Source organism: Pseudonocardia bannensis, from assembly GCF_012911875.1.
GTDB lineage: Bacteria > Actinomycetota > Actinomycetes > Mycobacteriales > Pseudonocardiaceae > Pseudonocardia > Pseudonocardia bannensis.
In genome coordinates, this window is record NZ_JAAXKZ010000080.1 from 1 (window position 1) to 19843 (window position 19843).

A 19843-nucleotide genomic window follows, 5' to 3' on the forward strand; every position below is an offset into this window, starting at 1 on the left:
ACCCCCACCCCCGCCCCCGCGAGTCGCGGTCAGACCGTGCGCGAGTCGGTGTAATTCCGCGCGCGAGTCGGGGCCAGGCCGCGCGCGAGTCGCGGTCAGGCCTTGTGCGACTCGCGTTCAGGCGCTTGCGAGTCGATCGAAGCCGTGCGGTCGGGGTAGATCCGCGAATCGGTGTGGCGTGCTGGATCAGCCGGCCCGCGGGGCCAGGCCGGTGAGTGCGGCCCAGGCCATCCGGTGCAACAGGGCCGCCACCTCGGCGCGGCTGCCCCGGGTACCGCTGTGCGGCGTGGAGTTGAGCAGCCCGAAGGCGCCGTGCGCGGCGATCCGGGCCGACTCGGGGGTGAGCTCCGGGTTGATCCGGCGCAGGGTGTCCACCCAGATCTCGACGTAGGTGCGCTGCAGCAGCCGGACGCGTCGCCGCGGGGCCGGCGGCAGGTTCGCCAGGTCGCGGTCCTGCACGACGATCAGTTCCGGCTCGCGCAGCGCGAAGTCGACCTGGAAGTCGATCAGCGCGGCAAGTACCTCGCGCGGATCATCGGCGGCGGCGGCGCGCTCCTGCCCACCGGCCAGCAGGTGCTCGCTGATGCCGATCAGCATCTCGGCGAGCAGCGCCTCCTTGCCGGGGAAGTGCCGGTACAGGGCCGGGCCGCTCACCCCGACCGCCGCGCCGAGATCGGCGATGCTCACCCCGTGGAACCCGTGCCGGGCGAACAGCTGTGCGGCGACGGTGAGGATCTGCTCCCGCCGGCTACGGGTGCCGGCCGGGCCCGCGCCGGCTCCGATCTCGGGGGACGCCGCCATCGGCCCAGGATAGCGCGCAAAGTTAATGTCCACTTACTCCATTGCGGCCGGCACGCGTCCGGCCTGCGTTGGAGTGGCCCCTCTGGTGCGAGGCGTTAATGAGCGCTAACGTGTTAACAACTGCTAACCGCGTCGTGAGAGGAGCAGGCCCGCGATGGACGCCTCCACCCTGCGCGCGCCGTCGGCCGCCGGCCGCGTGCTGAGCAGCTCGGCCGACCCCGGTGGCGACGACTTCGAGCGCAACGCCGAGTCGCACCGCGCGCTGGTCGCCGATCTGAACGCCCGGCTCGGGGCCGCCCGCCTCGGTGGGCCGGAGCGGGCCCGGGCCCGGCACGTCGAGCGCGGCAAGTTGCTTCCGCGCGACCGTGTCGACTCCCTGGTCGACCCGTCGAGCCCGTTCCTGGAGCTCTCGCCGCTGGCTGCGGGCGGGATGTACGGCGACGAGGCCCCCGGCGCCGGGATGATCACCGGTGTCGGCCGGGTCTCCGGGCGCGAGTGCGTCATCGTCGCCAACGACGCCACCGTCAAGGGCGGCACCTACTACCCGATGACGGTCAAGAAGCACCTGCGCGCGCAGGAGGTGGCCCTGCACAACCGGCTGCCCTGCATCTACCTGGTCGACTCCGGCGGCGCCTACCTGCCCGCGCAGGACGACGTCTTCCCCGACCGCGAGCACTTCGGCCGGATCTTCTACAACCAGGCCACGATGTCGGGACTGGGCATCCCGCAGATCGCCGCGGTGCTCGGCTCGTGCACCGCGGGCGGGGCCTACGTGCCGGCGATGAGCGACGAGGCGGTGATCGTCCGCAACCAGGGGACGATCTTCCTCGGTGGTCCGCCGCTGGTGAAGGCCGCGACCGGCGAGGTCGTGACCGCCGAGGAGCTCGGCGGGGGCGACCTGCACTCGCGCACCTCCGGGGTCACCGACCACCTGGCCGCCGACGACGCGCACGCGCTGCAGATCGTCCGCTCGATCGTCGGGACGTTGGGTCCGCGCGCGCCGCGGCCGTGGGAGGTGCTGCCGACCGAGGAGCCGCTGGCCGATCCGGCCGAGCTCTACGGTGTGGTCCCGACCGACTCGCGCACCCCCTACGACGTGCGTGAGGTGATCGCCCGCATCGTCGACGGCTCCCGGTTCCACGAGTTCAAGGCCGAGTACGGCACGACCCTGGTCACCGGGTTCGCCCGGCTGCACGGACATCCGGTGGGCATCGTCGCGAACAACGGGATCCTGTTCTCCGAGTCCGCGCTCAAGGGTGCGCACTTCATCGAGCTGTGCGACCAGCGCGGCATCCCGCTGGTGTTCCTGCAGAACATCTCCGGGTTCATGGTCGGCCGCGAGTACGAGGCCGGTGGCATCGCGAAGAACGGCGCCAAGATGGTGACCGCGGTGGCCTCCACCCGGGTCCCGAAGTTCACCGTGATCATCGGTGGGTCGTTCGGCGCCGGGAACTACTCGATGTGCGGGCGCGCGTACTCGCCCCGGTTCCTGTTCATGTGGCCCAACGCCCGGATCTCGGTGATGGGCGGCGAGCAGGCGGCGACGGTGCTCTCCACGGTCCGGGGCAACGGCAACGGCGAGTCCGACGAGGAGTTCAAGGACCGCATCCGGGGCCAGTACGAGCACCAGGGCCACCCCTACTACTCCACGGCCCGGATCTGGGACGACGGTGTGATCGACCCCGCCGACACCCGCACCGTCCTCGGGCTCGCGCTGTCCGCGGCCGCCAACGCCCCGCTCGCCGAACCCGCCTTCGGCGTCTTCCGGATGTGAGGGGAGCAGGAATGTCGGGAATGTTCGACACCGTCCTGGTTGCGAACCGCGGCGAGATCGCGGTCCGGGTGATCCGCACACTGCGCGCCATGGGCATCCGCTCCGCCGCCGTGTACAGCGACGCCGACGCGGACGCCCGGCACGTCGCCGAGGCCGACGTCGCCGTGCGCATCGGGCCGGCCGCTGCCGCCCAGAGCTACCTGTCGATCCCCGCCGTGATCGAGGCCGCGAAGGCCACCGGAGCCCAGGCCGTCCACCCCGGCTACGGCTTCCTGAGCGAGAACACCGCGTTCGCCGCCGCGTGCGAGGACGCCGGCATCGTGTTCGTCGGCCCGCCCGCCTCCGCGATCGAGGCGATGGGCGACAAGATCCGGGCCAAGCAGACCGTCGCGAAGGCGGGGGTCCCGGTCGTCCCCGGCTCCGACGGGGCCGGGCTCTCCGACGACGAGCTCGCCGCGGCGGTCGCCGAGGTCGGCTACCCCGTGCTGCTCAAGCCGTCGGCCGGCGGTGGCGGCAAGGGAATGCGCGAGGTGCACTCCGCGGAGGGCCTCGCCGACGCCATCGCCGGCGCCCGGCGGGAGGCCCGCGGGTCCTTCGGCGACGACACGCTGCTCGTCGAGCGGCTCATCACGACCCCGCGGCACATCGAGATCCAGGTCATGGCCGACGCCCACGGCAACGTGGTCCACCTCGGCGAGCGCGAGTGCAGCCTGCAGCGCCGGCACCAGAAGATCGTCGAGGAGGCGCCGTCCGCGCTGCTCACGCCCGAGCAGCGGGAGCGGATGGGTGCCGCCGCCGTCGAGGCGGCCCGTGCGGTCGGCTACACCGGTGCCGGGACGGTCGAGTTCATCGTCGGTTCGGACTCCCCCGACGAGTTCTTCTTCATGGAGATGAACACCCGGCTGCAGGTCGAGCACCCGGTCACCGAGCTGGTGACCGGACTCGACCTGGTCGAGCTGCAACTGCGGGTAGCCGCCGGGGAGCCGCTGCCGATCACTCAGGACGACGTGCGGCTCACCGGGCACGCCGTCGAGGTCCGGGTCTACGCCGAGGACCCCGCGGCCGGCTTCCTGCCCACCGGCGGGCGGATCCTCGCGCTGCACGAACCGCAGGGCCCGGGGATCCGCGTCGACTCGGGCGTCCTGCCCGGTGGTGTCGTCGGCTCCGACTACGACCCGATGCTGTCCAAGGTCATCGCCCACGGCACCGACCGGGACCAGGCCCTGCGCCGGCTCGATGCCGCGTTGCGCGAGACCGTCCTGCTCGGCCTGGGCACGAACATCGGTTTCCTCCGCGTGCTGCTCGCCGACGACGACGTCCGGGCCGCGCGGCTGGACACCGGCCTCGTCGGCCGCCGGGTCGACGCACTCGCGGCGGCGGATCTGCCCGACGACGTGCCCGCCGCCGCGGCCCTGCACGCCCTGCTGCACCTGGAGCCCACCGGACCGGTCGTCGACCCGTTCGACGTGCCGGGCGGCTGGCGCATCGGAGGGCCGGCGGCGACGACCTGGCGGATGCTGGTGTCCGAGCACGAGCCGGTCGAGGTGCATGTCCGCGGCCGGGCCCGGGACGCCGAGGTCGTGATCGGTGACGGCGAGCCGGTGCCCGCGTCGGCCCGGGTCGTCGACGGCGCCCTGGCCGTCTCCCTCGGTGGCGTCACCCGCCGCTACGCCTACGCGCAGGACGGCGCGACGCTCTGGCTGGCCCGCGACGGGCGGTCCTGGGCCGTCCGCGAGCAGGAACCGCTCGAGGCCGCCCGGCACGCGGAGGAGGGCGCCGGCGGACCGGTGCTGTCCCCGATGCCCGGCACCGTGACCGTCGTCGAGGTCACCGAGGGCCAACAGGTCGCCGCCGGCGACCGGCTCGTCGTCGTCGAGGCGATGAAGATGGAGCACGTGCTCACCGCCCCGGTCGACGGGGTGGTCCGCGAGCTGAAGGCCCGCGCCGGCGGCACCGTCGCCAAGGACGCGGTGCTCCTGGTCGTCGAGACAGTCGTCGAATCCCATTCCGAATCGACTCCCGGGGAGGAGTGACAGCAATGCCTCTGGATCTCGAACTCAGCGAGGAGCACGCCGCACTGCGGACCACCGTCGAGGACTTCGCGCGCAAGGAGGTCGCCCCGGTCATCGGTGACTTCTACGAGCGCGGCGACTTCCCGTACGACCTGGTCAAGAAGATGGGCGCGATGGGCCTGTTCGGCCTCCCGATCGCCGAGGAGCACGGCGGCATGGGCGGTGACTACTTCGCGCTCTGCCTCGCGCTGGAGGAGCTCGCCCGGGTCGACTCCTCCGTCGCGATCACGCTGGAGGCCGGTGTCTCGCTCGGTGCGATGCCGATCTACCGCTTCGGCAACGACGAGCAGAAGGCGCAGTGGCTGCCCGCACTGGCCGCCGGGGAGAAACTCGGCGCGTTCGGGCTGACCGAACCCGGCGGCGGCAGCGACGCCGGTGCGACCCGGACCACCGCCCGCCTCGAGGGCGACGAGTGGGTCATCAACGGCTCGAAGGCGTTCATCACGAACTCCGGCACCGACATCACCTCGGTCGTCACGGTCACCGCGATCACCGGTGAGCGGGAGGGTGGCAAGAAGGAGATCTCCGCGATCATGGTCCCGGCGGGGACGCCGGGCTTCACGGTCTCGGAGAAGTACTCCAAGGTCGGCTGGAACGCCTCCGACACCCGGGAGCTGTTCTTCGACGACTGCCGTGTCCCGGCGTCGAACCTGCTCGGCGAGCGGGGTCGCGGGTACGCCCAGTTCCTGTCCATCCTGGACGAGGGCCGGGTCGCGATCGCGGCGCTGAGCGTCGGGCTGGCCCAGGGCTGCGTCGACGAGTCGGTGCGCTACGCCCACGAGCGAGAGGCGTTCGGCAACCCGATCGGCTCCTACCAGGCGATCCAGTTCAAGATCGCCGACATGGAGGCCCGGGCGCACACCGCGCGACTGGCCTACTACGCGGCCGCCGACAAGATGCTGAAGGGCGAGCCGTTCAAGAAGGAGGCGGCGATCGCCAAGCTGGTCTCCTCGAACGCGGCCATGGACAACGCGCGGGACGCCACACAGATCTTCGGCGGCTACGGGTTCATGAACGAGTACCCGGTCGGCCGGTTCTACCGCGACGCCAAGATCCTGGAGATCGGCGAGGGCACCTCCGAGGTGCAGAAGATGCTGATCGCCCGCCAGCTCGGGTTGTGACCGCACCGCCCCGCCGCCCGCACCCGTGCGCGCAGCGGGGCTCGGACGCGACGAGGATGGCGGGGTGAACGCCCTATCGGCCCGGATCGTCGTCCTCGTCAGTGGGGCGGCGATCCTGGTCGTGGAGACCCTGGCGACCCGCCTCGTCGCGCCGTACGTCGGGTTGACCCTGAGTCGACGACGGTGGTCATCGGCGTCGCGCTCGCCGGCGACGCCGCGGTCCTCACCGACGACCACGCTCCGGTGACCAGCTGTTGACCTCCTACCGCACGAGCTGACCGGGCCGCGGTACGGTCGCCCGTCGAGTGGAAGGAGCCGACGTGGCCGGCTGGGATGATCTGGTGTCCTACGTGCGAATGCGGTACGAGGTCATGCGCCAGCGCGAGGGGGAGCTGTGGTTCAACCTCTCCACGACCGGTGAGCGGACCCAGCTGGTCGTGGTGCGGCAGGTGACGGGCGAGGACGGCCACCCGTGGGCGCAGATCGCCTCGCCGGTGGCCCGGGTCGCCGACATCGACCTGGCCCGGCTGCTGGATCTGGCCGCCGAGTCCGTCGTCGGCGGTGTCGCGGCGACCGACGGCGTCGCGGTCTTCCGGCACTCGATCCCGCTCGAGGACTCGAACCTGTCCGCGTTCGAGCGTCCGTTCCGGTTGGTCGTCGAGTTCGCCGACCGGCTCGAGGAGCAGCTCACCGGCACCGACGTGCACTGAGCGGGCCGGCCGCCACCGGGGCGGCCGGTCATCGTCGTGCCCGCGCGGCCGCCGTCAGCCGAACTGGGGCGTGAAGTCGAGGGCCTGGTCGACCAGCACCCGCAGCCGGGCCAGCAGCTCCTCCGCTTCGGCCCACGTGATGGCTCCGGTGCGCACACCCTGACGAATCTCGTCGGCGACGGTTCGGGAGAAATGTGTCGCCCATTCGGAGCGGCAGTCGCCATCACGCATTGACAGATCGTGCACCGTTGTCCAGATCACGCCCGATCCGGGGGTCACGCGCGTCACACCGTCCCCGTGCACCTCGCCCGCACCGGCGCGCGCTGGGCCGGACGGGTCGTCCAGCCGTCAGCCGCTCAGGTCAGCGGTTGCGGAGCGTGACAGCCGTACCCCCGGCTCCTCGCGCACGGGCCGCAACTCGGTGAGAGTGGGGTGACCCTGGGCGAGCAGCGCGACGTCCGAGTCGGGATCGGGCTCGGCCTCCGGTTCGATCACGCTGGTGTGCAGCGTCCCGTTCGGCTCGCCGTCGCGGTGCACGACGCGTACCTGCACGGCGCCGAACCGGGCCAGCCTGGCCTCGCGCAGCTCGCCCAGCTCGTCCACCGGGCGGTCCGGCACGTTCATCGAGAACACCGTGCCGGGTGCCTCGGCCAGGAGCAGGTCGAGCACCGTGGGCAGCAGCTGCGCCGGCGCCTCCCAGTGCGGGTCCTCGGGCACACGCAGCCCGGTGTCCAGCGAGACGGCCAGCCCGTACCAGTCGTGCAGTCCCGCGGTGAGAGCCGCACCGACGGTGCCCGAGTGCAGGACCGCGCGGCCCACGTTGGAGCCGAGGTTGATCCCGGACAGGACGACGTCCGGGACCGGGTCCAGCCAGCCTCGTCCGGCCGCGTGCACGATGAACGCCGGGTGCCCTTCCACCGCGAAGGCCGGGATCCCGGGCAGCCCGGGCAGCTCGCGCGGGTGTACCGCGGTCCGGTTGCCCTCACGGACCGACAGCACCGAGGCGCCGACCCCGCTCGCGTCGGTGTGCGGGGCCGCCACGACGACGTCGAGCCCCGCGTCCCGCGCTGCCGCCGCCAGGGCCCACAGCCCGGGCGAGTCGATACCGTCGTCGTTGGTGATCAGTGCGCGCAGTCGGCGGGAGGAGGCCACTGCTCCACCGTAGGTGAGCCGAGCGGGCCGGCGGCTGTGGTCGAGATCTCTCCCACGCCGGCCCCGGGCCGGGGCTCAGTTCAGGTGGGCCCGCAGTGAGCGCGAGGCGGTCCGCAGCTCGTCGAGCTGGTCCGCACTCAGACCGGAGCGGGGGTTCGCCTCCGCATCCGACACGTAGCGGTCGATGAGCCGCGCCCCGTCGAGCCAGCGGCCCTGCTCGCCCTGGGTCCGCGCGAGCTCGATGATCAGCGGCGGACCCTCGTGGCGCAGCGCCAGCCGCATCCGCAGCACCCACTCCAGGTCGGCGTGCCGGCCGCGCTCGCGGTAGATCGAGCGCAGGTTCTCGAGCATCCGGGTGATGATGCCGCGGGTCGTCGTGCGGGCGAGCAGATGCGGCCCGAAGGCCACGTCGGCACCGGCCCCGGTGGCCGCCCGGAACCGCGCCTCGCAGCCGGCCATGTCGAGGGACCGGCCGCCGGCGAACACGTCCAGGTAGTGCTCGGTGCCGGACGCGCGGACCAGGAAGTGTCCGGGCATGCCGACGCCTTCCAGCGCGATCCCGGCGCGCCGCCCGACCTCGATGCACACCACCGCGAGGGTGATCGGGATACCGGTCCGGCGGGTCAGTACGTGCGGCAGCAGGGAGTTGCGCGGGTCGTAGTAGTCGACGGTGTTGCCCACGAACGCCTGCTCGACGAACAGGCGTCGCACGAGCTCGTGCAGGGTGCTGACCCCGTCCGCCAGCCGATCGAGCTCGGCGAGCCAGCGCGCCGGGTCGAGGGTGGGGTCGGCGCCTGCGGCCAGGGCGAGCGCAGCCTCGTCGAGCGCCGGGTCCGGTTCGTTGACCAGCGCCTTGAACCGTTCGACGGGATCCACCCGGAACATCCTGCACGCCGGAATGGCCGGATGGCACAGACGCAGCGAGATCGTGACCCGGCGGGCGGGCCGGCTAGGAGCCGTCCCGGTCCATGAACAGCCGGACCACCGTGCCGTCGGAGTCGCTCCAGATCTGCAGCACGTCGGACAGCTCGGAGGCCAGCCACAGCCCGCGGCCGCGCTCGCCGCTCGGTGACGGTGCGACCATGCCGGGGAACGGGACGGCCATCCAGCCGGTGTCGTGGACCTCGGCGATGATCCGCGTCGGTGTTGTCCACAGCCGCAGCCGGCCCGATCCGGGGCCGTGTTCGACGCTGTTGCTCGCGATCTCGTTGACGGCGAGCACGAGATCGGCGATCCGGTCCGGGGCCGGCCCGATCCGTGCCGACACCGACGCCACCAGGTTCCGGGCGGCCGACAGCCCGGTGACATCGAACCCGAGCTCGGCATCGGGAGGGCCGAGGTCGGGCGGCGGCGGGGGCGGGTACTCCGCGACGACCTCCAACGGGTCGCGGTAGGCGTCGCTGGGCGTCGAGCGGCCATCGGCGAGCAGCGTGCGGTGCGTCGAGAGGACCCGGGGCAGCACGTCGGCGTGGTCCGGGTACAGGCACAGCATGGTGATGGGCAGCCCGTGCAGCGCGACGTTGAGCGCGGCGTCCAGTCGGGGCCAGTGGCCCGGGTCGGACTGCGGGAGGTCCTCGACGTGCTGGCTGACCACGGTGGTGCGGGACCCGGGGCGTTGGAGGCGCCTCGTCAGCCGGGCCCAGCGGACCGCCACGGTGAAGGCCGGGACGCTGTGCACCCCGGCCGGGTCGTGGAACTCCACGGCCTCGGCGTCGCGTCCGAGTGCATCCACGAGTGCGGACCGGCCGATCTCGTTCAGGACCGCCACGACCGGGTCGCCGACCTGCACCGCGGCGCGTACCCGGGGGGCGAGCTGACCGGCGAGCTGGCCGGTCGTCGAGTAGAGGACGCATTCGTGCACCAGGCCGGTCGCACCGCTCACGACGGCCCATCCGCGTACCGGATGGTGGAGCCCATCACAAGGGTGGTCATCTGCCCCGTCCCGACACGTCGACGTCCGCGGCGCACGATAGTGCCCCGGTGCCGCCGTCGCCGAACGGAGCCTCCCTCCACTGTGGCGGACGTGACGCAGGCCGCGCCCGCCGCCCACCGGACCCCGACACCGGGCCGATGTCCGGGTGCGGCGCGACGAGCCGGGTGCTCGTCGGGACCGCCGAGGGGGCCGCGTGAGGCCCGTCCCGGCGACCGCCGTATGGCAGGGTGACCAGAGCTGAGAGTGCTGTCCCGGACGGGCCGTCGCGGCCCGGCCGGACCGATGGGTGAGGGGTTGCGAATGCGCGTCTTCAACAGTGTGGATGAACTGCGCGAGGCCAAGGGCACGACGCTCGGCCAGAGCGAGTGGATCACCGTCGACCAGTCCCAGATCGACACCTTCGCCGACGCGACCGGCGATCACCAGTGGATCCACGTGGACGCCGAGAAGGCCAAGGACGGCCCGTTCGGAACCACGATCGCGCACGGCTTCCTCACCCTGTCGCTGATCCCCGTCATCGGCTGGCAGATCTACAAGGTCGACAACGTCAAGATGACCATCAACTACGGGCTCAACAAGGTGAGGTTCACCTCCCCGGTGCCCGTCGGCAGCCGGATCCGGGGCAGCATCGAACTGCTCGACGTCGCCGACGTCAGCGGCGGGGTCCAGGTGACCAACAAGGTGACCATCGAGATCGAGGGATCCGAGCGGCCTGCCGTCGTGGCCGAGAGCTTGCTGCGCTACTACATCTGAGCGCCTCGATCTGGAGATGGCGAACATGCGTGATGCGGTGATCTGCGAGCCGTTGCGGACCCCGGTGGGTGGCTTCGGCGGCTCCCTGCGCGACGTGCCGGCCCACGAGTTGGCGGCCACGGTCATCAAGGCGCTGCTGGAGCGTACGGGGCTACCGCCCGAAGCGGTGGACGACGTGCTGCTCGGGCACTGCTACCCGACGATGGACGCCCCGGCGATCGGGCGGGTGGCGGCGCTGGACGCCGGGCTGCCGGTGACCGCGACCGGGTTGCAGATCGACCGCCGCTGCGGGTCCGGGCTGCAGGCGGTGATCTATGCGGCGATGCAGGTGCAGGCCGGGGCCTCGGAGGTGGTGCTGGCCGGCGGGGCGGAGTCGATGTCGAATGCGCCGTTCTACTCCACCTCGATGCGCTGGGGGGCCAAGGGCGGGCCCGGGGTGATGCTGCACGACGCGCTGGCCCGGGGCCGGGTGACCGCGGGCGGGGTGAACTTCCCGGTGCCCGGCGGGATGCTGGAGACCGCGGAGAACCTGCGCCGGGACTACGCGATCCCGCGCCAGGAGCAGGACGAGTACGCGGTGCGCTCGCACCAGCGGGCGGCCGCGGCTCAGGCCGAGGGCCGGTTCACCGAGGAGATCGTGCCGGTCACCGTGAAGGGCCGCAAGGGCGACACGGTGGTCGATCGCGACGAGCACATCCGTCCGGAGAGCACCGTCGAGAAGCTGGCGACGTTGCGCCCGATCCTGGGCAAGGGCGACCCGGACGCGACGGTGACCGCGGGCAACGCCTCGGGGCAGAACGACGGCGCCGCGATCTGTGTGGTCACGCACCCGGCGAAGGCCGCCGAGCTGGGGCTGCGGCCGCTGGCCCGGCTGGTGTCCTGGGGGATCGGCGGGGTGCCGCCGAAGACCATGGGGATCGGGCCGGTGCCGGCGGTGGCGAAGGCCTTGGACGCCGCGGAGGTGGCGCTCAAGGACGTGGACCTGATCGAGCTGAACGAGGCGTTCGCCGCGCAGGTGCTGGCCTGCACCCGGGAGTGGGGGCTCACCCCGAGCGACTTCGACCGGCTCAACGTCAACGGTTCGGGGATCTCGCTCGGTCACCCGGTGGGGGCCACCGGGGGGCGGATCCTGGCCACCCTGACCCGGGAGATGGTCCGCCGCGACGCCTGCTACGGGCTCGAGACGATGTGCATCGGCGGGGGCCAGGGCCTCGCCGCGCTGTTCGAGCGGGCGGCCTGACGAGGATCATCCGTTCGGGTCCGTATGTCCTGAAACACATCCCCCTCGGCGGCCGATGTTCTCGATAGGCGTTGTCCGCCGAGGGGAGTCGGGATGTCCAGCGCTACGGCGCACATGTTGACCGGTCGCGATGTCGCGCTGCTGCGTGCGGTGGCCGACGGCCGCTGCGCCCTGAGCGTGCGGTGCGAGCCCGTGTTGTTGATCGACGGCCTTCCGTGCGCCGATTTCGCCGCGGCTCGCCGGCTGATCGAGGCCGGGCTGCTGGCCGTGCCGGGGGCGGGAGCGTCGCCCGGCCCGGCTCGGCTCACGGCGGCCGGGCGGGCCGCGCTCGCACCGGTGGGCGACCCCGTGGGCTGAGCCGGCCGCGCCGCCGCGCGGGACCTGGGGATCGACTTGCCGTCCGGACCGGCACATGCTTGCATGCGCCAACTGCTTGCGTGAGTCCTGCACGCGTCCGGACCTGTCGATCGAGAGGGGCTCACCGTGCCCTCCCAGGAACACACCGGGGAGGAAGCGGATCTGGCCGGTGCCGACCGGATCGGCTCCGAGCTCGTCCGTCTCATCCGGCTGCTCGAGCGCGCGTTCGCCCAGTACCAGGCCGAGTACCCCGACGCCGTCGAACGCGCGACCTATCTCCTGCTCGTCCACCTGGTGAACGACGGCCCACGCCGGTCCAGTGCGCTGGCCGAGGCGGTGCACTCCGACCCGTCGACCGTCAGCCGCCAGATCGGGCACCTGGTCCGGCTCGGTCTCGTCGAGCGCAGGGCCGACCCCGATGACGGCCGCGCCACCCTCCTCGCGGCCACCGACGAGGGCCGCCGGGTGTTCGAGGAGAACCGCAGGCTCCGCAATCAGACGATCGCCGCGATGATCGCGCACTGGTCGCCGTCCGACCGGCAGCAGCTGGGTACGCTGCTCGCCCGGTTCACCACGGACTTCGAGAACTACCGCTCACGCTCCACCGAGGCGGGGCCCGGCGACGCCGCCGCCGCGGACCGGTCGTGAAGGGAGCCGCGATGTCCGCGCCCGCAGCGGCCGACAGCGGCCCGGCCGAGTCCTCGCTGGGCCACAAGCAGATCCTGACGATCTTCGCCGGGCTCATGGTCGGCATGTTCCTCGCCGCGCTCGACCAGACGATCGTCGCGACGTCGATCCGGACCATCGCCGACGACCTCGACGGTCTCAGCCTGCAGGCCTGGGCCACCACCGCGTACCTGATCACCGCGACGATCACGACGCCGCTGTACGGCAAGCTGTCCGACCTCTACGGCCGGAAGCCGCTGTTCCTCACGGCGATCGGGATCTTCGTGGTCGGCTCGGTGGCCTGCACGTTCGCCACCACGATGTACCAGTTGGCGGCGTTCCGGGCGCTGCAGGGCCTCGGTGCGGGGGGTCTGTTCTCGCTGGCGCTGACCATCATCGGCGACATCGTGGCGCCCCGGGAGCGGGCCAGGTACCAGGGCTACTTCGTCGCGGTGTTCGGCACCTCCAGTGTCCTGGGGCCGGTCGCCGGCGGGTTCTTCGCGGGCCGGGCCGAGCTCCTCGGCATCGCCGGCTGGCGCTGGGTCTTCCTGATCAACGTCCCGCTCGGGATCCTCGCGCTGTTCGTGGTCTCGAAGGTGCTCAACATCCCGCACACCCGCCGTGACCACCGGATCGACTGGCCGGGCGCGCTGGCGCTCGCGGTCGGTCTGGTCCCGTTGCTGATCGTCGCCGAGCAGGGCCGGACCTGGGGGTGGGTCTCCGGCCCGTCGGTGACCTGCTTCGTGATCGGCGCGATCGGGCTGCTGGCGTTCCTGCTGGCCGAGCGCCGCATCGGCGACGACGCGCTGCTGCCGCTGCGGTTCTTCCGCTCGGGGGTCTTCAGCTGGGGCTCCGGGGCCGCGTTCATCGCCGGCCTGGGCATGTTCGGCGGGATCGCGTTGCTGCCGCTGTACCTGCAGATCGTCAAGGGCGCGACGCCCACCGAGGCCGGGCTGCTCACGCTGCCGCTGGTGCTGGGGATCATGTCGATGTCGATCTTCTCCGGGCAGCTGATCTCCCGCACCGGGCGCTACAAGGTCTGGCCGATCATCGGGATCACGCTGATGATCGTCGGGCTGCTGCTGTTCACCCGCGTCGGGGTGGACACGCCGTTCTGGCAGACCGCCGTCTACATGGTCGTGTTCGGGTGGGGTCTCGGCGGCAACATGCAGCCGCTCACCCTGGCCGTGCAGAACGCGATGCCACCGAAGGACATGGGCGTGGCGACGGCGTCGGCGACGTTCTTCCGGCAGATGGGCGGCACGCTCGGCACCGCGGTCTTCCTGTCGATCCTGTTCAGCACGTTGCCCGGCCGCATCGCCGACAACTTCCGGGCCGCCGCCGGCGACCCCGGGTTCCGCGCCGCGCTGGCCGACCCCACAGTGACCTCGGACCCGGCCAACGAGCCGGTCCTCGGCGCGCTGCGTGGCGGCACCCCGGTGCCGCTCGACGACTCCTCGTTCCTGTCGGCGGTCGACCCGCGGCTGGCCCGCCCGATCCTCGAGGGGTTCGCGGGCTCGATGAGCCTGGTGTTCCTGACCGGCGCAGCGGTACTCGTGTCCGGGCTGGTCTGCGTGATCGCGATGAAGGAGGTCCCGCTGCGCACGCAATCGGGTGTGGACGCGCGCCGCGCCGCGGACCCGCTCGAGAGCCTCGACCCGTCGGCCGTCCCGGTGACGGTGCCGGAGCAGGCGGGGGCCGCACCCGAGCCGGCGCGCCGGGTGGAACCGGCGGAGTGGCCTGCGGGGCCGGCCCGGACGCCGGTGGACGGCCCGCCGCACGATCCGATCACCACGGGGGACGGGAACGGGCTCGCACCCCGGGCCGACGGCGACGCCCGTGACCGGCTGCTCGCCCTGCTGCTGCCCGACCCGCAGCGCGCGATCGCGGTCATCGGCGAGGCGGAACGGGCCCGGGAGGGGATCCGCCGGGCGCGGCGGGAGCTGGCTGCTCGCACCGCGGAGCTCGCCGACGCCGCCGAGCAGCTCGTGGCGCAGGGGCTCAGCCCGGCCCAGGTCGAGCGGCTCCTGGGGCCGGTGGAACAGGTGCCGGATCGGCAGCCCGGCGCGGACCGGCCGCGGGAGACCCACGGAACCGGCATCGAGTAGGGCCGGCGCGGCACGGGTCGACGCCGTGACCGCAGGGCTCGGTACCGGTTCCGACGGCGAGAGCTCCGACCACGCCGGGATGCGCCCGGGCCGCCGCCCGGGCGCCGGCGAACCGGCGCCGGGCGGCGCGGCGGATCAGTGCTCTGCGCCGGACTCCGCGACGTCCTTGGCCCGCTTCCAGGACGCGTGGATCTCGCGCTCGGCGTCGGCCCGGCCCACCCAGGTCGCGCCCTCCACGCTCTTGCCCGGCTCGAGCGTCTTGTAGATCTCGAAGAAGTGCTGGATCTCGGCGCGGTCGAACTCGGGCAGGTGATGGATGTCGCGCAGGTGCTCCTGGCGCGGATCGTCGGACGGCACGCACAGGACCTTGTCGTCGCCGCCCTTCTCGTCCTTCATCCGGAACATCCCGATCGCGCGGGCCCGGATCAGGCAGCCGGGGAACGTCGGTTCCTGCACGAGCACGAGGGCATCGAGCGGGTCACCGTCCTCTCCGAGGCTGTCCTCGATGAAGCCGTAGTCGGCGGGGTACTGGGTGGCCGTGAAGAGGGTCCGGTCGAGCCGGATGCGGCCGGTCTCGTGGTCCACCTCGTACTTGTTGCGACCGCCCTTGGGAATCTCGATGGTGACGTCGAAGTCCACTGACGCTGCTCCTGATGCTCGGGAACGGGCTGGGAGTGCCGATGCCGGTCGGGCGACCGGCTCCGGCGCCTACCTCTAGTGTGAGGGACCGCATCCGGGCGGTCATGACCGGCCGACCCTGCCATGTCCGCGCCATCGCCGGTGCGGTGTGCAATCGAGCGGGAGGCACGGTGGGTTTCGGTCGGCGCATCGGCGACACCTTTCGCGTCCCCGGGCGCGGGTTCCGGCGTGGGATCACGGTCCTCGTGGTCCTGCTCGTGGCCGCTGCGACCGGCAGTGCGGTCGCGCTGACCGCGCCGTCCCTGGTCTCCGACCTCGGGCTGAGCAGCCGGCAGCAGCCCGACGTGCAGCTTCCCGCCCCGGTCCCGGCGCTGAGCCCGCTCGCTGCGGACGCACCGTTGCCCACGCCCGCGGGGCTGAACGGTGTGCTCGATCCGCTGGCCCGGTCCTCGGCCCTCGGCGAGTTCGCCGGGGTCGTCCTCGACCCGGGCTCCGGCGACACGCTGTGGCAACGATCACCGGAGCGGTTGCTCGTGCCCGGCTCCACCGGCAAGCTGCTCACCGCGGCGGCGGCCCTGCTGTCGCTCAATCCCACCGAACGGCTCTCGACGAAGGTCGTGGCCGGACCCACCCCGGACACCGTGATCCTGGTGGGCGGTGGCGACCCCACGCTGACCGCGCTGCCGGAAGGGCAGGACTCGGTCTACCCACGGCCGGCCCGGCTCGACGAGCTCGTCGCCGAGGTGCGCAGGGCGGTACCGGGCCAGATCCGCAAGGTGCTGATCGACACGAGCCGCTACACCGGCCCCACGCTGGCGCAGGGCTGGCAGCCCGCCGACGTGCCCGCCGGGTACATCGCCCCGATCGTGCCGCTGATGCTCGACGGTGGCCGCGAGGACCCGACGCTGCAGGACGGGCCGCGGGTCGACCGGCCCGCGCTGGCCGCCGGCCGGGCGCTGGCAGAGGAGCTGGGTGCGAGCACGGTCGACGAGGGCGTCGCGGCTCCCGGCGCGACCGTGCTCGGCTCGGTCTCCTCGGCACCGATCTCGGATCTGGTCGAGCACCTGATGCGCACCTCCGACAACGTGCTCGCCGAGACGCTCGCCCGCGAGGTCGCCATCGTCCGCGGCGGCGAACCGTCGTTCACGGGCGCGGCCGCACAGGTGCTCGCCGCACTGGCGCAGGCCGGGTTCGACCCGTCCGGAGCCGTCATGGCCGACGGCAGTGGGCTGTCCACCGCCGACCGGGTACCGGCCCGGTTGCTCGGGGCGCTGCTCGCCAACGCGGCCGCCCCGGCACAGGGGGCCCTCGACACCCAGTTCCTGCGCCCGATCCTGACCGGGCTGCCGGTGGCGGGCGGCGACGGCACGCTGGACAGCCGCTTCGGCACGTCCAACTCCGCCGACGGCCGTGGTGTGGTCCGGGCGAAGACGGGCACCCTGACCGGGGTGAGCAGCCTCGCCGGCGTGGTCACCAGCGACGACGGCCGGCTGCTGGTGTTCGCGTTGATCTCCAACGGCGAGTCCCCGGCCACCGTGCGCCCCCGGCTGGACGCGATCGCGGCCGCACTGAGCCGTTGCGGCTGCCGCTGAGTGCGTAGCGTGGGGCGGGTGCAGCCGCGACCGACCGACCCCGCAGCGCCCACACCGGCGAACGGCGCCGGATCCGACAGCGACGCCATCGACCGCGGACTCCCGGTGGACTGGGAGCTCGCACGCCGCACCGCGGCCCGGCTGGTCCCGGCGGGGCCGCCGGTGAGCTGGGCGGACGCGGAGGAACTCGTGGGCCGGCTGCGATCCGACGCCGCGGTGGCCGAGGGCCACGTGCGCGATGTGACCGGCCTGGGCGCCGACCTGCCGCTGCTGCCCGCCGACGTGGTCGACCGCCCGGCGTGGGCGGCGGCCGCGGTCGACGGGATGGCCGCTCTGACGGCCGGGGCCCGGCTGCCGCGGACCCCGCAGCTCGCCCGCTCGGTCACCGGCACGACGGCCGGCCTGCAGGTCGGCACGGTGCTCGCCTACCTCGGCGGCCGCGTGCTCGGCCAGTACGACCCCTTCGGCGGCCCGGATGGCAACGGGCGCCTGCTGCTGGTGGCGCCGAACGTGCACGCCGCACAGCGCGCGCTGGACGTCCCGGCCGTCGACTTCGGCCTGTGGGTGTGCCTGCACGAGGCCACCCACCGGCTGCAGTTCACCGCTGTGCCCTGGCTGCGCGACTACTTCGCCCGCGAGATCGGGCGGTTCCTCACGATCTCCGACACCACCGGCGGCTCGCTGCTCCAACGGCTGCCCGACGCGCTGCGCGGGCTGCGGGAGGCCCGTGGCGACTCGCTCGCCCTGGTCGAGCTGCTGCAGGGCCCCGAGCAGCGCGCCGTGCTCGACCGGCTGCTCGCCCTGACCACGTTGCTCGAGGGCCACGCCGACCACGTCATGGACGCCGCCGGGCCGGAGGTCGTGCCGAGCGTCGTGACCATCCGCAGCCGGTTCACCGCCCGCCGCCGCGGCGGCGGGATCGTCGATCGACTGTTGCGCGCGCTGCTGGGCGTCGAGGCCAAGGTGAAGCAGTACGCGGTCGGTTCGGCGTTCACGAAGACCGTGGTGGACGAGATCGGGATGGACGGGTTCAACCGGGTCTGGTCGTCGCCGGAGACGTTGCCGACCCGTGCCGAACTCGCCGACCCCCCGGTCTGGCTGCGCCGGGTGGGATGACCCCGTGCCCGCATCGCGCCGCCCCTTCTCCCCTTGATCGACCGGTGGGACGGTGTTCCTGTGACAGCGACGGCCCGTGAGCCGGCCGGTCCGGTGCGCCCGGCGCGGCCGGACCCCGCCGTCGCCGAGATCCGCCGGGCCGTCCGCGCCGCGCTGCGCGAACTGCCTCCGGCAGCCCGCGAAGCCCCACTGCTCGTCGCGTGTTCCGGCGGTGCCGACTCGCTCGCGCTGACCGTCGCCGCGCACGACGTGTGCCCGGGCCGGGTGCACGCCGCGATCGTCGACCACGGGCTGCAGGACGGCTCGGGACGACGGTCGGCCGAGGTGGCCGCGCTGCTGACCGGCCGCGGCATCCGGGCGACGGTCCATCCGGTGACCGTGACGGGTCCCGGTGGCGTCGAGGCGGCCGCCCGCCGGGCCCGCTACGCCGCGCTCACCGCCGCCCGCCGGCACCCCGACACGCCCGTCCTGCTCGGGCACACCCTCGACGACCAGGCCGAGACCGTGTTGCTCGGGCTCGGCCGCGGCTCCGGCGCACGCTCGATCGCCGGCATGCGCAGCTGGGACGCGCCGTGGTTGCGCCCGCTGCTCGGGGTGCGCCGCGCCGTCACCCGCGCCGCGTGCCGGGCGGGGGAGCTGCCGGTCTGGGACGACCCGCACAACGCCGACCCGCGCTTCACCCGGGTCCGGCTGCGCCAGGAGGTGCTGCCGCTGCTGGAGGACGTGCTGGCCGGAGGGGTGGGGGAGGCGCTGGCCCGGACCGCGGCCCAGCTCCGCGAGGACGGTGACGCGCTCGACGCCTGGGCCGCCCGGCTGCTCGCGGCGGCCCGCGACGGTGATGCCCTGCTCGTCGAGCCGCTCACCCCCGCACCGTCCGCGGTGCGCCGACGGGTGCTGCGCAGCTGGCTGCTCGCCGAGGGTGTGAGGGAACTCACCGACGGGCACCTACGTTCGGCCGACGCCCTCCTCGGTCGTTGGCGCGGGCAGGGCCCCGTCGCCCTCCCCGGCCGGTTGGACCTGGCCCGCGATCATGGGAGGCTGCTCGTGCGCCGGGCCGGTCTCCCCCCGCCGGGGCCCGGCTGTCGCCGGGCCGAGCGTCAGTAATGATCTATAGCGATTCACTCTGATCCCGCCCGCGCACGCCGGGCCCGTTCGAGGAGGCCACCCGCTTGTACGACGGTGACATCGCGTCCGTGCTGGTCACCGAGCAGCAGATCCGGGACAAGACGGCCGAGCTGGCCGAACTCGTCGCGCGCGACTACGCGCGGGACGTCGCCGGCCCCGGCCCCGGCCCCGGCTCGGACCTGCTGCTGGTCGGCGTGCTCAAGGGCGCCGTGATGTTCATGACGGACTTCGCCCGCGCACTGCCGCTGCCGGTGCAGCTCGAGTTCATGGCGGTGAGTTCCTACGGGTCGGCGACCTCGTCGTCGGGGGTGGTGCGCATCCTCAAGGACCTGGACCGCGACATCGCGGGCCGCCACGTGCTGATCGTGGAGGACATCATCGACTCCGGGCTGACGCTGTCCTGGCTGATGAAGAACCTGGAGTCACGGCGTCCGGCCTCGCTGCAGGTGTGCACCCTGCTGCGCAAGCCCGACGCGGTGAAGGTCGACGTCCCGGTGAAGTACGTGGGCTTCGACATCCCCAACGAGTTCGTCGTCGGCTACGGGCTCGACTACGCCGAGCGCTACCGCGACCTGCCCTACATCGGGACGCTCGACCCGAGCGTCTACGCCTGAGCACACGCCCGCGACCCGGGGCCCGACGAAGACGTGCCCGGTGCCGCGGGAGGCGGCACCGGGCACGGTG

At 72.9% G+C, this 19843-nt stretch carries 20 protein-coding genes; 14 read left to right on the forward strand and 6 right to left on the reverse strand.

What is annotated here, in order from left to right; genetic code table 11:
- Positions 1-186 precede the first annotated feature (186 nt).
- On the reverse strand, positions 187-801 hold the full coding sequence (locus HF519_RS19570) for an SACE_7040 family transcriptional regulator (protein WP_169414430.1): 615 nt from the start codon (positions 799-801) through the stop codon (positions 187-189).
- A 154-nt stretch (positions 802-955) separates the two neighbouring features.
- Between HF519_RS19570 and HF519_RS19575 the strand changes: the two genes are divergently transcribed.
- The 5 genes from HF519_RS19575 to HF519_RS19595 all read left to right on the forward strand — a co-directional run bounded on the left by HF519_RS19575 (position 956) and on the right by HF519_RS19595 (position 6478).
- Positions 956-2575 (forward strand): carboxyl transferase domain-containing protein, encoded by a 1620-nt coding sequence (locus tag HF519_RS19575; RefSeq protein WP_169414431.1) that lies wholly within the window; start codon positions 956-958, stop codon positions 2573-2575.
- 20 nt (positions 2576-2595) lie between these two features.
- On the forward strand, positions 2596-4608 hold the full coding sequence (locus HF519_RS19580; RefSeq protein ID WP_211170284.1) for an acetyl/propionyl/methylcrotonyl-CoA carboxylase subunit alpha: 2013 nt from the start codon (positions 2596-2598) through the stop codon (positions 4606-4608).
- 5 nt (positions 4609-4613) lie between these two features.
- Positions 4614-5768 (forward strand): acyl-CoA dehydrogenase family protein, encoded by a 1155-nt coding sequence (locus HF519_RS19585; RefSeq protein ID WP_169414433.1) that lies wholly within the window; start codon positions 4614-4616, stop codon positions 5766-5768.
- Between the two features lie 64 nt (positions 5769-5832).
- Complete coding sequence (locus tag HF519_RS19590; protein ID WP_169414434.1) at positions 5833-6015, forward strand: hypothetical protein; 183 nt, start codon at positions 5833-5835, stop codon at positions 6013-6015.
- Between the two features lie 73 nt (positions 6016-6088).
- Positions 6089-6478: a hypothetical protein gene (locus HF519_RS19595; protein ID WP_169414435.1), complete on the forward strand. Its 390-nt coding sequence runs from the start codon at positions 6089-6091 to the stop codon at positions 6476-6478.
- Between the two features lie 54 nt (positions 6479-6532).
- Here HF519_RS19595 and HF519_RS19600 read toward each other — a convergent pair whose 3' ends face one another.
- The 4 genes from HF519_RS19600 to HF519_RS32985 all read right to left on the reverse strand — a co-directional run bounded on the left by HF519_RS19600 (position 6533) and on the right by HF519_RS32985 (position 9512).
- Positions 6533-6766, reverse strand: a complete 234-nt coding sequence (locus tag HF519_RS19600) for a hypothetical protein (protein ID WP_169414436.1) — start codon at positions 6764-6766, stop codon at positions 6533-6535.
- A 60-nt stretch (positions 6767-6826) separates the two neighbouring features.
- The gene (gene surE / locus HF519_RS19605) at positions 6827-7630 is read right to left on the reverse strand and encodes a 5'/3'-nucleotidase SurE (protein WP_312860219.1); all 804 of its coding nucleotides are present in this window, start codon (positions 7628-7630) and stop codon (positions 6827-6829) included.
- Between the two features lie 75 nt (positions 7631-7705).
- The gene (locus HF519_RS19610) at positions 7706-8506 is read right to left on the reverse strand and encodes a transglutaminase family protein (RefSeq protein ID WP_169414437.1); all 801 of its coding nucleotides are present in this window, start codon (positions 8504-8506) and stop codon (positions 7706-7708) included.
- A 73-nt stretch (positions 8507-8579) separates the two neighbouring features.
- Positions 8580-9512, reverse strand: a complete 933-nt coding sequence (locus HF519_RS32985) for an ATP-binding protein (RefSeq protein WP_169414438.1) — start codon at positions 9510-9512, stop codon at positions 8580-8582.
- A 351-nt stretch (positions 9513-9863) separates the two neighbouring features.
- On the opposite strand from HF519_RS32985, the gene HF519_RS19620 reads away from it, so the two are divergent.
- From HF519_RS19620 to HF519_RS19640, 5 genes are all read left to right on the forward strand, one after another.
- Complete coding sequence (locus HF519_RS19620; protein WP_169414439.1) at positions 9864-10316, forward strand: MaoC family dehydratase; 453 nt, start codon at positions 9864-9866, stop codon at positions 10314-10316.
- A 25-nt stretch (positions 10317-10341) separates the two neighbouring features.
- Positions 10342-11556: an acetyl-CoA C-acetyltransferase gene (locus HF519_RS19625; RefSeq protein WP_169414453.1), complete on the forward strand. Its 1215-nt coding sequence runs from the start codon at positions 10342-10344 to the stop codon at positions 11554-11556.
- A 93-nt stretch (positions 11557-11649) separates the two neighbouring features.
- Positions 11650-11913 (forward strand): hypothetical protein, encoded by a 264-nt coding sequence (locus HF519_RS19630; protein ID WP_169414440.1) that lies wholly within the window; start codon positions 11650-11652, stop codon positions 11911-11913.
- A gap of 126 nt (positions 11914-12039) precedes the next feature.
- Positions 12040-12561: a MarR family winged helix-turn-helix transcriptional regulator gene (locus tag HF519_RS19635; protein WP_312860220.1), complete on the forward strand. Its 522-nt coding sequence runs from the start codon at positions 12040-12042 to the stop codon at positions 12559-12561.
- Between the two features lie 11 nt (positions 12562-12572).
- Positions 12573-14687: an MDR family MFS transporter gene (locus tag HF519_RS19640; RefSeq protein ID WP_211170282.1), complete on the forward strand. Its 2115-nt coding sequence runs from the start codon at positions 12573-12575 to the stop codon at positions 14685-14687.
- A gap of 135 nt (positions 14688-14822) precedes the next feature.
- On the opposite strand, the gene HF519_RS19645 is transcribed toward HF519_RS19640, so the two are convergent.
- Complete coding sequence (locus tag HF519_RS19645; RefSeq protein ID WP_169414441.1) at positions 14823-15326, reverse strand: inorganic diphosphatase; 504 nt, start codon at positions 15324-15326, stop codon at positions 14823-14825.
- A 170-nt stretch (positions 15327-15496) separates the two neighbouring features.
- On the opposite strand from HF519_RS19645, the gene dacB reads away from it, so the two are divergent.
- The 4 genes from dacB (at position 15497) to hpt (ending at position 19773) form a co-directional block, all read left to right on the forward strand.
- Positions 15497-16918, forward strand: coding sequence for a D-alanyl-D-alanine carboxypeptidase/D-alanyl-D-alanine endopeptidase (gene dacB / locus HF519_RS19650; protein WP_169414442.1), 1422 nt, complete (start codon positions 15497-15499; stop codon positions 16916-16918).
- 87 nt (positions 16919-17005) lie between these two features.
- A complete protein-coding gene (locus tag HF519_RS19655) occupies positions 17006-18034 on the forward strand; it encodes a zinc-dependent metalloprotease (RefSeq protein WP_169414455.1) in 1029 nt (342 codons plus the stop codon).
- A 60-nt stretch (positions 18035-18094) separates the two neighbouring features.
- Positions 18095-19138: a tRNA lysidine(34) synthetase TilS gene (tilS, locus tag HF519_RS19660; protein ID WP_312860221.1), complete on the forward strand. Its 1044-nt coding sequence runs from the start codon at positions 18095-18097 to the stop codon at positions 19136-19138.
- A gap of 65 nt (positions 19139-19203) precedes the next feature.
- The gene (gene hpt / locus HF519_RS19665; protein WP_169414443.1) at positions 19204-19773 is read left to right on the forward strand and encodes a hypoxanthine phosphoribosyltransferase; all 570 of its coding nucleotides are present in this window, start codon (positions 19204-19206) and stop codon (positions 19771-19773) included.
- The last annotated feature ends 70 nt before the right edge of the window (positions 19774-19843 follow it).

Bases quoted from the DNA above. Each gene is read 5' to 3' on its own strand.
- HF519_RS19570 (WP_169414430.1), bottom strand. From the start codon at position 801: ATGGCGGCGTCCCCCGAGATCGGAGCCGGCGCGGGCCCGGCCGGCACC.
- HF519_RS19575 (WP_169414431.1), top strand. From the start codon at position 956: ATGGACGCCTCCACCCTGCGCGCGCCGTCGGCCGCCGGCCGCGTGCTG.
- HF519_RS19580 (WP_211170284.1), top strand. From the start codon at position 2,596: ATGTTCGACACCGTCCTGGTTGCGAACCGCGGCGAGATCGCGGTCCGG.
- HF519_RS19585 (WP_169414433.1), top strand. From the start codon at position 4,614: ATGCCTCTGGATCTCGAACTCAGCGAGGAGCACGCCGCACTGCGGACC.
- HF519_RS19620 (WP_169414439.1), top strand. From the start codon at position 9,864: ATGCGCGTCTTCAACAGTGTGGATGAACTGCGCGAGGCCAAGGGCACG.
- HF519_RS19625 (WP_169414453.1), top strand. From the start codon at position 10,342: ATGCGTGATGCGGTGATCTGCGAGCCGTTGCGGACCCCGGTGGGTGGC.
- HF519_RS19630 (WP_169414440.1), top strand. From the start codon at position 11,650: ATGTCCAGCGCTACGGCGCACATGTTGACCGGTCGCGATGTCGCGCTG.
- HF519_RS19640 (WP_211170282.1), top strand. From the start codon at position 12,573: ATGTCCGCGCCCGCAGCGGCCGACAGCGGCCCGGCCGAGTCCTCGCTG.